Annotated in this window: 11 protein-coding genes; 5 read left to right on the forward strand and 6 right to left on the reverse strand. The window is 73.1% G+C overall.

The features are described from left to right. Positions 1–4: 4 nt before the first annotated feature. Both VAB18032_RS17905 and VAB18032_RS17910 read right to left on the reverse strand, forming a co-directional pair. On the reverse strand, positions 5–886 hold the full coding sequence (locus tag VAB18032_RS17905) for an MHYT domain-containing protein (protein ID WP_013734290.1): 882 nt from the start codon (positions 884–886) through the stop codon (positions 5–7). A gap of 165 nt (positions 887–1,051) precedes the next feature. Beyond that, positions 1,052–3,829, reverse strand: a complete 2,778-nt coding sequence (locus VAB18032_RS17910; RefSeq protein WP_013734291.1) for a DEAD/DEAH box helicase — start codon at positions 3,827–3,829, stop codon at positions 1,052–1,054. An 86-nt stretch (positions 3,830–3,915) separates the two neighbouring features. Here VAB18032_RS17910 and VAB18032_RS17915 point away from each other — a divergent pair, with 86 nt between their 5' ends. After that, entirely contained in the window at positions 3,916–4,665 is a 750-nt protein-coding gene (locus VAB18032_RS17915) for an HAD family hydrolase (protein ID WP_415878002.1), read from the forward strand. A gap of 254 nt (positions 4,666–4,919) precedes the next feature. On the opposite strand, the gene VAB18032_RS17920 is transcribed toward VAB18032_RS17915, so the two are convergent. After that, positions 4,920–5,846 carry a diacylglycerol kinase gene (locus VAB18032_RS17920; RefSeq protein WP_043721159.1) on the reverse strand — a complete coding sequence of 309 codons (927 nt, stop codon included), beginning with the start codon at positions 5,844–5,846 and terminating at the stop codon, positions 4,920–4,922. A 339-nt stretch (positions 5,847–6,185) separates the two neighbouring features. Here VAB18032_RS17920 and lanKC point away from each other — a divergent pair, with 339 nt between their 5' ends. From lanKC to VAB18032_RS17940, 4 genes are all read left to right on the forward strand, one after another. Continuing rightward, the gene (gene lanKC, locus VAB18032_RS17925) at positions 6,186–8,786 is read left to right on the forward strand and encodes a class III lanthionine synthetase LanKC (protein ID WP_043724847.1); all 2,601 of its coding nucleotides are present in this window, start codon (positions 6,186–6,188) and stop codon (positions 8,784–8,786) included. Positions 8,787–8,792: 6 nt separating this feature from the next. Beyond that, on the forward strand, positions 8,793–8,912 hold the full coding sequence (locus VAB18032_RS17930; RefSeq protein WP_013734295.1) for a SapB/AmfS family lanthipeptide: 120 nt from the start codon (positions 8,793–8,795) through the stop codon (positions 8,910–8,912). Between the two features lie 74 nt (positions 8,913–8,986). Then, positions 8,987–10,714, forward strand: coding sequence for an ABC transporter ATP-binding protein (locus VAB18032_RS17935; protein ID WP_013734296.1), 1,728 nt, complete (start codon positions 8,987–8,989; stop codon positions 10,712–10,714). Next, the gene (locus VAB18032_RS17940; protein ID WP_013734297.1) at positions 10,711–12,519 is read left to right on the forward strand and encodes an ATP-binding cassette domain-containing protein; all 1,809 of its coding nucleotides are present in this window, start codon (positions 10,711–10,713) and stop codon (positions 12,517–12,519) included. Before VAB18032_RS17935 ends, VAB18032_RS17940 begins: the two co-directional genes overlap by 4 nt. A 117-nt stretch (positions 12,520–12,636) precedes the next feature. Here the strand turns inward: VAB18032_RS17940 and VAB18032_RS30840 are convergent, their stop codons facing one another. The 3 genes from VAB18032_RS30840 to VAB18032_RS17950 form a co-directional block, all read right to left on the reverse strand. Beyond that, on the reverse strand, positions 12,637–13,149 hold the full coding sequence (locus VAB18032_RS30840; protein ID WP_232510820.1) for a hypothetical protein: 513 nt from the start codon (positions 13,147–13,149) through the stop codon (positions 12,637–12,639). Between the two features lie 6 nt (positions 13,150–13,155). Beyond that, positions 13,156–13,734 carry a response regulator transcription factor gene (locus VAB18032_RS17945; protein WP_013734299.1) on the reverse strand — a complete coding sequence of 193 codons (579 nt, stop codon included), beginning with the start codon at positions 13,732–13,734 and terminating at the stop codon, positions 13,156–13,158. 89 nt (positions 13,735–13,823) lie between these two features. Next, the gene (locus tag VAB18032_RS17950; RefSeq protein WP_043721166.1) at positions 13,824–14,429 is read right to left on the reverse strand and encodes a response regulator transcription factor; all 606 of its coding nucleotides are present in this window, start codon (positions 14,427–14,429) and stop codon (positions 13,824–13,826) included. Positions 14,430–14,899: the final 470 nt, after the last annotated feature.

Here is a 14,899-nt window from a genome sequence, read left to right on the forward strand (position 1 = left end):
CGGGTCAGCGCGGCGGGTGGTCCCGGCGGGACGGGAACTGGGCACCGGGGCGGGCCAGGGTCGAGCGGGCACGCAACCCGACCGGGTCCGGCGAGTCGACGCCGACCGGGTCGGCTGCCGGGGCCCGGCGGGCGGCCAGGTAGGCCGCGGCGGCCCGGTCCTCGTCGGTGGGCGCCGCGAGCAGCGCGTAGACCAACCCCACCACGCCGAAGATCACGAGCAGTACGATCGGGATCAGCAGGCTGCCCGCCTCCGCGCCGGCGACCTCCCCCCGCCGCTCGTGCAGGTGCACCGACAGGGCGCTCATCCCGGTGAAGTGCATACCGTTGACCGCCACGCCCATCACCAGCGCCGACGCGAAGATCGCCACGCCGCGACGTACCGTCATCGCGAGCCACAGCGCGGCGGTGGCGGCGACCACGGCGATCAGCACGGAGAGCGCGACCCGGGTGGGGTCGTACCCGAGTTCGCCGTTGAGCCGCATCGCGGCCATGCCGGTGTAGTGCATCGCCGCCACCCCGGCACCGGTGAACAGCCCACCGGCGAGCACCCGTACCGCCGACAGCCGACCGGTGCCGACGATGGCCAGCCCGATACCCACCGCCACCACCGCGAGCAACGCGCTGACAACGGTGACCGGCACGTCGTACCTGATCCGGGAGCCGCTCACGGCGAAGCCGAGCATCGCCATGAAGTGCATCGTCCAGATGGCGGTGCCGCCGATGGCCCAGGCCGCGAGAATTCCCCACCAGGCCCGCTGGCCGGCACTCGACGCGGTACGGATCCGGCCCGCACAGATCAGCCCGAGAACGGACCCCAGAACCGACAGCGCGTAGCTGAGGGCGGGTGTGATCCATCCGTACTCAAAGTGATTGATTTCCGCCACGACGGCTCCCCCCAGAGCTTCCACCGGCACGCGGCTTACGCGCCGGTAGAATGATCAGGGAAGCGTTCACCAGGCACAATAGGAACAGTTGTCGGATGCGAACCGTTGCCGTTCGGTGACCTCACCGCCAGCCCGACTCGACATTACGGTGAGTGACGAAGCGGATCAGGCCGGCGCGTGGTAGGCGAGCACACCCCGGTTGACGACACCGATCGCCTGCCGGGCGGTGGCCCGAAGCTCCGCCGAGGCACCACCGGAGTCGGCGACCTGACCGAGCAGGTCCACCACCTGACGAGCCCAGCGGACGAAGTCACCGGCCGGCATCTCGCCGTCGAGTTCGTGTCCACTGGCCAGCACCTTGGCCAGCGCCTCACCCCGGGCCCACCGGTAGATCGGCCAGGCGAAACCCAGATCCGGCTCGCGGGTGACGGTCAGACCACGGGCGGCCTCGTCGGCCTCGATCTCGCTCCACAGCTTCAACGTCGCGTCGACCGCCTCGGCGACCGGACCGCGCGGCAGGGACGCCCGTTCGTCGACGTCACGCCGGGCCTCGAAGACCACCACCGAGACCGCGGCGGCCAGTTCGGCCGGCGACAGCCCGTCCCAGACCCCCCGACGTAGGCACTCCGCCACCAGCAGGTCGGCCTCGGTCCAGATCCGACCCAGCATCCGCCCGGCGTCGGTCACCTCGCCCTCGGCGGTGAGATAGCCCCGGGTGGTGAGCAGGGCGACGATCCGGTCGAAGGTACGCGCCAGCGATCCCGTCCGACCGGCCACCCGCTCACGCAACTCCTCGGTGTCACGCTCCAGCCGGCGGCGACGCTCCGCCCAACGGGCGTGCTCCTCCCGCTCCGGGCAGGCGTGACAGGGGTGTCGCCGCAACTCGGCCCGCAACTGGGTGAGCTGGTGGTCCTCGCCCGACTGCCGGCCCCGGGCGCCTCGACGGCTGTGCCGGTCCAGGCCGGTGCCGCTGACCTGCGCCGCCAGGTCACGACGGGCCGCCGGGTTGCGGGGGTTGAAGTGCTTGGGCACCCGGATGCGGGCCAGCACCTCGGCCGGCGTGGTGAAATCGCCGGGGCTGATCCGCCCGGCCCAGCGATCCTGGGTCAGCACCAGCGGACGCGGCTCGCTGAACCCACCGGCGGCCGGGTCGAGCACCACGGCCAGGCCGGCGCGCCGACCCGACGGCACCCGGATCACGTCACCGACACGCAGCCGCTCCAACGCGGCCACCGCCGCCGCCCGGCGCTGGCTCTGGCCCTGCCGGGCGAGCGCCCGCTCCCGGTCGGCGATGGACACCCGCAGCGCGAAGTACTCGTCGAAGTCACCGTGGTGGCACTCCGCCTCCACGCCGTACGCCTCGATGGTTTCGGTGTTGCGCTGCACCTGCCGGGCCAGGCCGACCACCGACCGGTCCGCCTGGAACTGGGCGAACGAGGACTCCAGCAACGCGCGGGCCGGGTCGGCGCCGACGCTGCCGACGAGGTTGACCGCCATGTTGTACGAGGGCCGGAAGCTGGACCGCAGCGGGTACGTGCGGGTCGACGCCAGACCCGCCACGTGCCGGGGGTCGGTTTCCGGGGACCACACCACGACGGCGTGCCCTTCCACGTCGATGCCCCGCCGCCCGGCCCGCCCGGTGAGCTGGGTGTACTCCCCCGGCGTCAGGTCGACGTGCGCCTCGCCGTTGTACTTGACCAGGCGCTCCAGCACCACGCAGCGGGCCGGCATGTTGATGCCCAGGGCCAGGGTCTCGGTGGCGAAGACCGCCTTGACCAGCCCTCGGACGAACAGCTCCTCGACGACCTCCTTGAACACCGGCAGCATCCCGGCGTGGTGGCTGGCCAGCCCACGCTCCAGGCCGTCGAGCCATTCCCAGTAGCCCAGCACCGACAGGTCCTCGCCGGGGATGGCGGTCACCCGGGACTCCACCACCCGACGGATCTCGGCCCGTTCCTCGGGCGAGGTGAGTCGCAGCCCGGCGGCCAGGCACTGCTGCACGGCCGCGGCGCAACCGGCCCGGCTGAAGATGAACAGGATCGCCGGCAGCAGCCCTTCGCGGTCCAGCCGCTCGACGATGTCCGGCCGCGACGGCCCACGCCAGCGCGGCCCGCGACGCCCACCCCAGCCGGCGGCGCGCCCTTCGCCCAGGTCGAGACGGCGGACCGTCTCCCGGGTGTAGCGCAGCAACTCCGGGTGCACATCGTGCTTACGGGCCGCCGCCGCGTCGTGGAACAGGTCGAACATCCGCTTGCCGACCAGCATGTGCTGCCACAGCGGCACCGGCCGGTGTTCACTGACCACCACCGTGGTCTCGCCCCGCACGGTGATCAGCCAGTCGGCGAACTCCTCCGCGTTGGACACGGTCGCCGACAGCGACACCAGGGTGACCGAGGCGGGCAGGTGGATGATGACCTCCTCCCACACCCCGCCCCGGAACCGGTCGGCGAGGTAGTGGACCTCGTCCATCACCACGTACGCCAGGCCCTCGAGGGTGGCCGAGCCGGCGTAGAGCATGTTGCGCAGCACCTCGGTGGTCATCACCACCACCGGGGCGTCGCCGTTGATGGCGTTGTCGCCGGTGAGCAGTCCGACCTGCGCGGCACCGTAGCGGTCGACCAGATCGTGGTACTTCTGGTTGGACAGCGCCTTGATCGGCGTGGTGTAGAAACACTTGCGTCGCGCGCCGTCGGTCGGCACCGGCTGCCCGGGCGTGCCGCGCAACGCCAGGTGTACGGCGAACTCGCCGACCACGGTCTTGCCGGCGCCGGTGGGCGCGCACACCAGCACGCCACTGCCCCGCTCCAGCGCCTGACACGCCTCACGCTGGAAATCGTCAAGATCGAACCCGATGTCAGAGGTGAATTCTTCCAGCGCCGGGAACTGTGAGGCCTGGGCGGCCCGGCGGCGCGCCGCGGCGTACCGCTCGGCGGGGCTCGACATGTTCTCAAGATTAGTCCGTACGCCTGACAGGTACCCGGCAAGGCCGACCGGCAGCCGGGTCGGAGGGGGTCGGTAGGGTGCAGCACGTGCCGGATCATGCCGAACCGACCGACTCCGTACGCGACGTCCAGCCGACCCCGTCCCGCCGTCCGGTGGAGGCGGTGCTGCTCGACTTCCACGGCACGCTCGCCCAGGTGGAGGAGCCGCGCGAGTGGGTCCTGGCCGCCGCTGCCACGTGTGGCGTGGATCTTGACCGGGTCCGGGCCACCTCGCTGGCCGACCGGCTGCTCACCGCAGGTCGGGCCGGCGGGCCACTGCCCGCCCGGGTGCCACCGCAACTGGCCGAGCTGTGGGCCGACCGGGATCTCTACGAGCACGCCCACCGGGGCGCGTACACCGGGCTGGCCGCCACGGTCGACGCGGGCATCGACGGCTTCGCCGACGCCCTCTACGAGCGGGTACTGACGCCCGAAGGCTGGGTACCGTACCCGGACACCGCTCCCACCCTGGCGGCCCTGCGGGCGGCCGGCGTACGGGTGGCCGTGGTCAGCAACATCGGCTTCGACATCCGCCCCCACTTCGCCGCCTGGGGCCTCGCCGACCTGGTCGACGCCTTCGTCCTCTCGTACGAGGTGGGTCGCTGCAAGCCGGACCCGGCGATCTTCTGGCGCGCCTGCGGCATGCTCGGCGTCGACCCGGAGCACGCCCTCATGGTCGGCGACACCCCCGCCGACGCGGGAGCCGTGGCAGCCGGCTGCGCCGCGCTGGTACTCCCGGCCGCCGACGTAGGCCGCCCCAACGGCCTAGGCTCCATCCTCTCCCTCACCACCCTGTAACCCCCCACCCCCACCACCCCCACCGCTCCCACCGCTCCCACGACCTTGCACCGCCCCCGCGACCTTGGACCGCCCCCGCGACCTTGGACCGCCCCCGCGACCTTGGACCGCCCCCGCGATCTTGCACTTTCGGTCGCCGATATAGGGCATACGCCCGTTATTCCCCGACCGAAAGTGCAAGATCGCGGGGCAGGGCTGGGAGGGGCGCGCGGGTGGGGAGGGTGGGTGGGCTGCGGCGGGGGTGGGGTGGGTGGTTAGGGGAGGAGGAGGTGGAGGGCGGCGGGGGTGGCGGTGATGGTGATCGGGAGGGGGAGGCAGCGCTCGCCGTCGGCGTAGGTGGTGATGTCGGGTGCGGCGAGCTCGACGGTGCGCGCTCGGTAGCTGCGTACCAGCGGATGGTGGATGTGGGTGCCGTGGTAGATGTTCGGCTTCTCGCGGATCAGCATGCGCCGGTTGAACCGCCCGCCCACGACGATGTCGAGCAGTCCGTCGGTCGGGTCGGCGTCCGGGCAGATTCGCATGCCGCCGCCGTAGGACGCACAGTTGCCGACGGCCACCAGCGCGGCGTCCAACTCGTGGGTTTCCCCGTCGAGGCGCAGCGTGTAGCGGCGCGGGCGCAACCGGGCCAACTCCACCAGGATCGCCAGGTCGTACCGGCGCGGGCCGCGCGGCCAGCGCATCCGGTTGGCCCGTTCGTTGACGATCGCGTCGAAGCCGGCCGCGAGCACGGCGCCGAACCAACGGTGTTCGCCGGTCGCCGTGGTGATCCGGGCGAGGTCGACGGGGCGGGAACGGCCGTCCCGCAGCGCAGCCGCGATGGTGTCCACGGCCGTCAGGGGATCGGCCGGGAAGCCGGTCTCGACGGCGAAGTCGTTGCCGGTGCCGGCCGGGACCGCGCCGAACGGCACCCGGGTGCCGGCCACCGCCTGCAGGGCCACGTGCACGGTGCCGTCGCCACCCACCGCGACCAGCGCCGCCGCCCCGTCGGCCACCGCCTCGTGGCAGACCGCCTCGGCCTGGCCACGGGTGTACGCGTCCAGCACTCGCACCGGGCGTCCACCCGCCGACAGGCGGTCCAGCACCTCGGGTAGCAGTCGCCGGTGCCGTCCTCGACCAGCGGTGGGGTTGGCCAGTACGGCGACCGGCCGACCTGCGGCTGGGCGGTGATCGCCAGGTGTCACAGCGGCTGGCTGATCGGCGGCTGCGGGGGGATCGTCAGGTGTCACGGCGTACGCCGTACCCGTACCGGCTGCGGCTGGGCCCTCGCCGTCAGACGCAGGTCGGCGGCCTCTTCGCCGCCGGCGCGCACGACCCGGGCGCTCGGTCGCGTCGGCCCGCACCGCGGGCGGTCGCGCCAACCGCCGCCGCCCGGGACCTGCCTGACATTTGTCACGGCCAAGAGTGTGGCACACACCTCACGTCATGACTGATCACACTGGAAGCGCCATAGGCCGAATAGACAAACTCATATCAGCCAGCAAGACCGAGGGCTCAGCCGATCAGCGGAGGGAGTGGTCACGGTGGACGATCGCTACGACAGCTACTGCGCCGCCGACCGGCACTTCTACGACTCGCTGGGCAACGCCACCGCAGAGCCCACCTTCGCGGCGGCCCGGCGGCCCCTGCCCGACGGTTGGCGCACCGAGCCGCTCGACGACTGGCTGATCTACGCCCCGGACGGCGGCTCGTTGCCGCAGCAGGGCTGGAAGATCCACGTGTCGGCGACCCTGGACAACGCCGAACGGGTGCTGGACGCGATCTGGGACTACTGCGTCCCGCGTGGCCTGTCGTTCAAGTTCCTCCGCGGCCCTCGCACCCTGCTGCTGCGCAACTCCAAGTACGCCTCCCGGGCGGCCAGCGGCAAGTTCGTCACCGTCTACCCGCACGACGACGCCGAACTGGAACTGGTCTGCAAGGAACTCGACGAGCTGCTCGCCGGCGAGTCCGGTCCGTACATCCTGAGCGATCTGCGCTACGGCTCAGGCCCGGTGTACGTACGCTACGGCGGCTTCGCCGCCCGCTACTGCCACTCCGCTGACGGCCAGGTCGTCCCGGCGATCGAGGACGACAACGGCGCCCTGGTGCCCGACCGCCGCGACCCGGTCTTCCACGTACCGTCCTGGGTGACGCTGCCCGACTTCCTCGCGCCGCACCTGGCCGCCCGCAACGCCACAAGCACCGACGAGGTGCCGTACCGGATCGAGAAGGTCATCCACTTCTCCAACGGCGGTGGCCTCTACATCGGCCGGGACCTGCGCACCGACACGCAGGTGGTGCTCAAGGAGGCACGACCGTACGCCGGTCTGGACGCCGACGGCACCGACGCGGTGGCCCGCCTCAGCCGCGAGGCAGCGGCGCTGCGTCGACTCGCCGACCTCCCGCAGGTGCCCCGGGTGCACGACGAGTTCACCCTCGGCGAGCACCGGTTCCTGGCCCTGGAGTTCATCGAGGGCCGGGCGCTGAACAAGGTGCTCGTCGACAGGTACCCGCTCATCGACGCCGATGCCACCGACACCGACCGCGCCGCCTACACGCGCTGGGCGTTGGACATCCACCGGCAGGTCGAGGAGGTCGTCCGGGCCATCCACGAACGCGGCCTCGTCTACGGCGACCTGCACCTGTTCAACGTGATGGTCCGCCCGGACGACCGGATCGCCCTGGTCGACTTCGAAGTCGCCGCCCCGATCGACGGGCATCGCCGGCCCGGCCTGCGCAACCAGGGCTTCGCCGCACCCCGCGACCGCAGCGGTCCCGCTGTCGACCACTACGCCCTGGCCTGCCTGCGCCTGGCCCTGTTCCTGCCGCTGACCCAACTGTTCCGGCTGGCACCGGCCAAGACCGCACACCTCGCGGACGTGATCGCCGCCCGGTTCCCGGTGCCCGGAGCACTCCTGGACGCCGCTGTCGAGGAGATCACCGGCGAGAGCCCGGCAGCGGCGGAACACCGAGCCGACCTCACCGTCGACGTCGGGCCGTCGCACCGCGACCGACTGGCCCGGGCGATCCTGGCCAGCGCGACACCGGAGCGCGACGACCGACTCTTCCCCGGCGACATCGAGCAGTTCCGCAGCGGCGGGCTCAACCTCGCCCACGGCGCCGCCGGAGTCCTGTACGCGCTGCACGTCAGCGGCGCCGGACGCCAGCCGGAACACGAACGGTGGCTGGTACGCCAGGCCACCTCGCCCGCCTCCGGCACCCGCTGCGGTTTCTACGACGGCCTGCACGGCGTCGCGTACGCCCTGGAGCTGTTGGATCGCCGGCAGGACGCCCTCGACGTGCTCGACATCTGCCTACGGCAACCGTGGGACGGGCTGGACCACAGTCTGGCCGGTGGCCTGTCCGGGATCGCGCTCAACCTCGCCGAGCTGGCCGGACGCACCGGCGAGACCACCCTCCGCGACGCCGCCTGGCGGGCCGCCGACCGGGTGATCGCGCAACTCGCCGACGCCCCGGAGTCCGACGTCAGCGGCGGCCGGCACCCGTACGCGGGACTGCTGCGCGGCCGTACCGGACCGGCCCTGATGCTGATACGGCTGTACGAGCTGACCGGCGATCCCCAGTTGCTGGAGCACGCCGCCACCGCGCTGCGGCAGGACCTGCACCGTTGTGTGGTACGCCCGGACGGCGCGCTGGAGGTCAACGAGGGCTGGCGCACCATGCCGTACCTGGGGCAGGGCAGTGTCGGCATCGGACTGGTGCTCGACCAGTACCTGCGGCACCGCGCCGACGAGCGGCTCGCCGAGGCGAGCGCCGGTGTCCGTCGGGCCGCCCGATCCCCGTTCTACGCGCAGTCCGGCCTCTTCGCCGGACGGGCGGGCATCGTCGCCTACCTCGCGGCGTACCCGGACGATCCGCAGCTGGCCACGGAGCTGGCGGCACAGGTGGAACGCCTCGCCTGGCACGCCCTGCCGTACGCCGACGGGATCGCCTTCCCCGGTGAGCAGCTGTTGCGGCTGTCCATGGACCTCGGCACCGGCACCGCCGGCGTCCTGCTGGCACTGGCCGCCGCCCGACCCGACACGGCGGTGACGCTGCCGTTCCTCGCGCCCCTGACGGGCGCCACCGACACCCTCGCCGATGCGAGGGGAACCGACCAACCCGACAAGCACGGGAGGAGGTGACACGACATGGCGCTTCTCGACCTCCAGGGCCTGGAGATGGCCCCCGCCGACCGCACCGGCGGTGGCAGCCGGGCGAGCCTGCTGCTCTGCGGCGACAGCTCGCTGTCCGTCACGACCTGCAACTGACGGGTCGCCACGCGAGGCCCTGGGCGGGGCGATGTACCCGCCCAGGGCCGCACGTCTGTCTCGCGGGAGGTCCGATGCCGACACCGACCGGCCCCGACCGGCTGCTGCGCCGGGTGGTCCGTGACGGCGGCGGTTGGACCGTCCTGCTCACCATGGTGGCGCTCATCGGCGCCGCCGCCGAACTGGCCCTGCCGGCGTCCCTCGGCTTCGCCGTCGACGCCGCCGTGGGCGGTACGGCCTCCTGGTGGCCGGCCGTCGCCTGCGCGCTCGTCGCGATCCTCCTGACCACCGACATCCTCGGTGACGTCGCCGCCGGCTACGGCGCGGCCCGGGCCACCGCCCTGCTGCGCCGGCGGCTGCTGCGCCATCTGTTCGCCTGCGACGTCCGCACCGTGCGCCGCTACCCGGTGGGTGACCTGGTCGGCCGGCTCGTCGGTCAGGCCACCGACGCCGGGCAGGCCGGGACTGCCGTGGTGTTCGGGGTCGTCGCGCTGCTGCCCCCGGTGGGCAGCGTCGTGGCGCTCACCCTGATCGAGCCGCTGCTGGGGCTCACCCTCCTCGGCGGGCTGGCGGTGCTCGCGGTGCTCATGCGGGCCTTCGTCACCGACGCCTCCGCCGCCGTGACCGGATACCAGCGCGTGCTGGGCGCCATCGCCGGGCGGCTGCTGGAGGCGCTCGGTGGGGCCCGCACCATCGCCGCCGCGGCCACCGTCGACCAGGAACGCGACCGGGTGCTGAGCGCACTACCGGAACTGCGCGGGTACGGGCTGCTCGGCTGGCGGCTACTGGCGCGGGCGAGCGCCCGTACCGCAGCCGTGGGTCCGCTGTTGCAGGCGGCCGTCGTGGCCGTCGGCGGGTACGCGCTCACCGCCGGCTGGCTCACCCCCGGGCAACTGGTCGCCGCGATGCAGTACGCGGCCCTCGGCGCCGGACTGGGCGCGGTGCTGGCCACGCTCAACCGGCTGGTACGCGCGAGGGCGGCGGCCAACCGGATCGCCGAACCCCTGGCCCACCCGACCCGCCGGTACGGCGACGAGCCACTGCCGTCCGGCCAGGGCGAACTGCGAATGCGCGGGGTCGGCGTACACGGCGCGGACGGGCGGCCGGTGCTGCGGGACATCGACCTGCTGGTGCCGGCCGGTGCCACGCTCGCCGTCGTCGGGCGTTCCGGCGTCGGCAAGTCGACCCTGGCCGCCGTGGCGGGCCGACTGCACGACCCGGACGCCGGTGAGGTGTTGCTGGACGGGGTGCCGCTGCACCGGTTGAGCCCGCAAGCGCTGCGCCGGGGTATCGGGCAGGCGTTCGACCGTCCGGTCCTGGTCGGCGAGACGGTGCATGACGCGATCGGTCTCGCCCTGCCCGACGAGTCGGCCGGCCCGCCCGCCGGTGCCGCCCCGGCGACCGCCGAGGTGCTGGCCGTGGCACGGGCCGCCCAGGTGGCCGACGTGGTGGCCCGCCTGCCCGACGGGTTCCGCACCCGGCTGACCGACGCGCCGCTGTCCGGCGGTGAGGCACAGCGCCTCGGGTTGGCCCGCGCGTTCCCGGCGCAGCGGCTGCTGATCCTCGACGACGCCACGTCCAGCCTGGACACCGCCACCGAGCACCGGATCAGCCGAGCGGTGACCGAGGGGGTCGGCGGTCGTACCCGGCTGGTGGTGACCCACCGTGCGGCGACGGCGGCCACAGCCGACCTGGTCGCCTGGCTCGACGGCGGTCGGGTACGGGCCGTGGGGCCGCATCGCCGGCTGTGGGCCGACCCGGACTACCGCGCGGTCTTCACCCCCGGCGGTGACCTCCGATGACCGGCGTACGCCGCACCACCTGGGATGCCCTGCGGGCCCGCCGCCGCCCGCTGGGGCGACTGGCCGCCTGGTCGGTGGCCGAGTCACTGCCAGCGCTGCTCAGCGGCCTGATCGTGGCCCGCGCGGTCGACCGGGGTTTCCTGGCCGGTGAGTTCGGTACCGGCCTGGCGTGGCTGGCCGGGCTGGCCGTCGCCGTACTGGTCGGGGCGGTCGCCACCGGGCGGGTGTACCGCAGTCTCGGTGCCGTGGTGGAGCCGTACCGCGACGAGTTGGCCGCCCGGGTGGTCGACGGTGCGCTGCGCGAGGCCACCCGGGCCGGTGGTCGCCCGGACAGCGCCGCCGTGGCCCGACTGACCCAGCAGGTGGAGGTGGTGCGGGACACCTTCGGTGGGCTGCTGCTGGTGGTCCGCGGTTTCCTGTTCAGCGCCGGCGCGGCGCTGCTCGGCCTGCTCGCCCTGTCGCCACCGCTGGCCGCGGCGGTGGCCGCGCCGCTGGTGCTCGGGCTGACCGTGTTCGCGGCGGCCCTGCCGTCGATGGTCGCCCACCAGCGCGCCCAGGTGGCGGCCGGTGAGGAACTCGGCCGATCGGCGGCCGCCGCGCTGACCGGGCATCGTGACGTGACCGCCTGCGGTGGGCAGGAGCGGGTCGTGGCCGCGGTCGACCGGCGGGTCGTGGCACAGGCCGACGCCGAACGGACACTGGCCCGGATGGCGGCGCTGCGCTCCCTCAGTCTCGGGCTGGGCGGCTGGCTGCCGGTGGTGGTCCTGCTGCTGGCCGCGCCGTGGCTGGTGGGGCGCGGCCTCAGCACGGGTGCGGTACTGGGCGCGCTGGTCTACGTCACCACCGGGCTGCAACCCGCCCTGCACGCCCTGGTGCAGGGCGTAGGGGGCGGCGGCCTGCGCTACGCCGTCACCCTCGACCGGATCCTGCGCGGCTGCCCGCCGACCGACCCGAGCGCCGCCGCCGGTCGAACCGCCGCCACGGCGGGTGGCGGCACGGCGGGTGGCGGCACGGCGGGTGGCGGCACGGCGGGTGGTGCGACGGCGGACGGCGGTGTGGTGCCGGCGGTGCGGGTCCGCGGGCTGACCTTCCGGTACGGTCCGCACGCCCGGCCGGTCCTCGCCGACTTCACCCTGACCGTGGCCGGCGGTGAGCACCTGGCCGTGGTCGGGCCGAGCGGCGCCGGCAAATCCACCCTGGCCGCGCTGATCGCCGGGCTGGTGCCGCCGGATTCCGGCAGCGTGCACCTGGCCGACACGCCGGTCGCCGCCGTCGCGCCGGAGACACTGGCCCGGCTGCGGGTGCTGGTGCCGCAGGAGGCGTACGTCCGCTCCGGCACCCTCGCCGACAACCTGCGGTACCTGCGCCCGGACGCCGACCAGGCGACCGTGGCGGCCGCTGTGGACGCGCTCGGGGCCGGGCCGCTGGTCGAGCGCCTCGGCGGCCTGGCGGCCGAGGTCGAGCCCGGCCGTCTCTCGGCCGGGGAACGGCAGCTCATCGCCGCGGTCCGGGCCTACCTCGCCCCGGCACCGTTGGTCATCCTCGACGAGGCGACGTGCCACCTCGACCCGACGCTGGAGGCCACGGTGGAAGAGGCGTTCGCCCGCCGCCCCGGCAGCCTGGTGGTTATCGCACACCGGATCAGTTCGGCGATCCGCGCCCGTCGGGTGCTGGTGTTCGACGACGACCGGCCACTGGCCGGAAGCCACGAGGAACTGTTGCGCCGCTCGCCCACCTACCGGGAACTGGTCGGCCACTGGCAGGAACTGACGATCCCGGCCCACCGGCCGCTCACCCGGACATGACCGCCGACCGCCCGTCGCTCCGGCAACCAGGCAGCCCGGCAAGCTGCTGGCCCAGCGGCGCGGCAGGCTGGCGGCCCGGCGGTCGGCGTCAGCTGGGAAGCCGGAACAGCACCATGCTCATACGCGGCCTTGAAGTCCTCCGCCACCTGATAGGGGTAGTTGGCGTTCCACCGTGGATAGCTGCCCAACTCGTTCGAGCCGTACTGACCCCGTGAGGCGTACATGACGACCCGACGGTCGGTGCGTGCGCTCAACTCCCGGGCGACCGCGACACCGACCGTCGACGGCACGTCGTCCGTCGGCCAGCGTTCCAGGTCGATCTGCCAGAAGAACCGGCCGCGCGCCACCAGGTGTGTGGTCGTCGGCGTAGTCGATGGCCGTGGTGGCCTGCTCCTCGGCGGTGACCTGGGAGTGCACCACGACGTACATGCCGAGGAAGGGAATGCCGGCGTCCTTTGCGGCGGTCAGCATGACGCCGTAGTACTGGCTGTGGAAGGTGCCGGCGGCGGACTGCTCCGTGCCCTTGTACGTCATGAAGGAGATTCCCGCCGCGCGGGCATCGCGGATCCGGCCGGTCGTCAGACCCCGGCCGACGTCGTAGTCGCTCGCATCCCAGCCGTAAAGCGTCACCTGAGGTCAGATCCAGCCCGCCTCGTGGGCCACCCGGACCGCTTCCACCCTGGTGCGGGCACCGACCTTGCGGGTGATCCGACCGAGATGATTGCGTACCGTGCCCGGCGCGAGGCCGAGCGCCCGGGCGACCTCCGCGACCGGAGCGCCCGCTGCGGTCAGATCGAGGATCTGGGTCTCCCGGGAGGTGAGCGGACTCCCCCGGGTCAACGCCGCCATCACCAGGTCGACATCGATCACCGACTCCCCGCGTGCGAGCCGCCGGAGCCCGTCCAGCACCCGGTGCGGGGCGACATCCCTGCCGAGGATGCCGAGGGGACGCCCCGGCACCAGCACCCGGTGCAGGCGGCGTGCCCGGCGTTGGTCGACGAGCACCAGCAACGGACACCATCCCGCGACGTTGGCCGTGCCGACCAGGTCGAGGTCGATGACCGCCACATCGGGACGCCGGGCCCTGATCAGCCGAGCCAGGCCGTCCCCCCGGTCCACCTCCGCCACCACACTGATGTCCGCCTCGGCGGTGAGCACGAGGGAGAGCGCGCCACGGACCAGAGCACCGTCGAGGGCAAGCAGGGTACGGATCACGGTGGACCTTCCCGGAAATCGCCAGGCGGATCACGAACCGTCAGCATTCAAACACGTACCGGCCGGTACGGGGCGACGGCGTCTCGGGCCTAGATCCAGCCGTGGCGGCGGGCCTGCCATACCGCCTCCATCCGGTTGCGGGTGCCCGTCTTGCGCATCACCGCGGACAGGTGGTTACGCACCGTGCCGTGCGCCAGGAACAGCCGGCGGGCGATCTCCTTGAGCGGCAGCCCTTCGGCGGCGGCCCGTAGCACCTCCGCCTCCCGACGGGTCAGCGGGCTGCCCGGGGGCAGCAGCGCGGTCACCGCGACCTCCGCGTCTATCACCCGTCCGCCCGTCGCCACCTCCCGTACCGCCCCGACCAGCGCCTCCACCGGCGCATCCATGCCGATCAGCCCGTGCGCGCCGGCCGCCAACAGCTCCCCGACCACCGCCGGACTCCACCGGCGGCCCATCGCCAGCACCGCGGCGTCGGGTGCCGCACCCGCGATCTCGGCGACCACCTCGACCGACGGCGCGACCTCCGAGGCCAAGTCGACCAGTACGACGTCGGGGCGGTGCCGTCGCAGGACGTCGGACAGCTCCAACGCCCGGGCGACCTGGGCCACCACCTCGATCTCATCCTCGCTCGACAGCGCGACGCAGAGCGCGCTGCGCAGCAGACTCATCTCCTCGGCGACGACGACGCGAATCAATGCCTGGCTCCGATCGGGAAACACACCCGCCGCCATCGGGGTCCCGCTGATGGGACTCCCATGGGCGGCACAGCGGTAGGCCGGATTCTTCGCAGGGCACGGGCGCCGTGACGAGGCGGGCGGCACCGACGGACGCGCGGGCAGCCACGCTGACCCTCCGCCATGCCAGGGCCCACCACCACACGGCCGGGACGCACGCGGTCGAGCCGGTCGCGTCACCCGTGCACGAGCAGGTCAAGTCGGCGAGCGATAACGCAACGTACGGCGCACGTGGCAACGACCTTCCTCGTCGAAGTGCGACAACACATCGTTAAGGCGTTATTACCCGCCCGTTGCGCCGAGTAGGCCCGATGACGGATTACCGACTCCATCGCTGACAGCCAACACGCCATGCGCTAGGAGCCCGCCGCGGCGGAGGGCCGCCAACGACACGGCGACCCGCCCGCGGCATCACTCGCGCGGACGGGCCA

It is taken from the genome of Micromonospora maris AB-18-032, from assembly GCF_000204155.1.
Taxonomy (GTDB): Bacteria; Actinomycetota; Actinomycetes; order Mycobacteriales; family Micromonosporaceae; genus Micromonospora; species Micromonospora gifhornensis.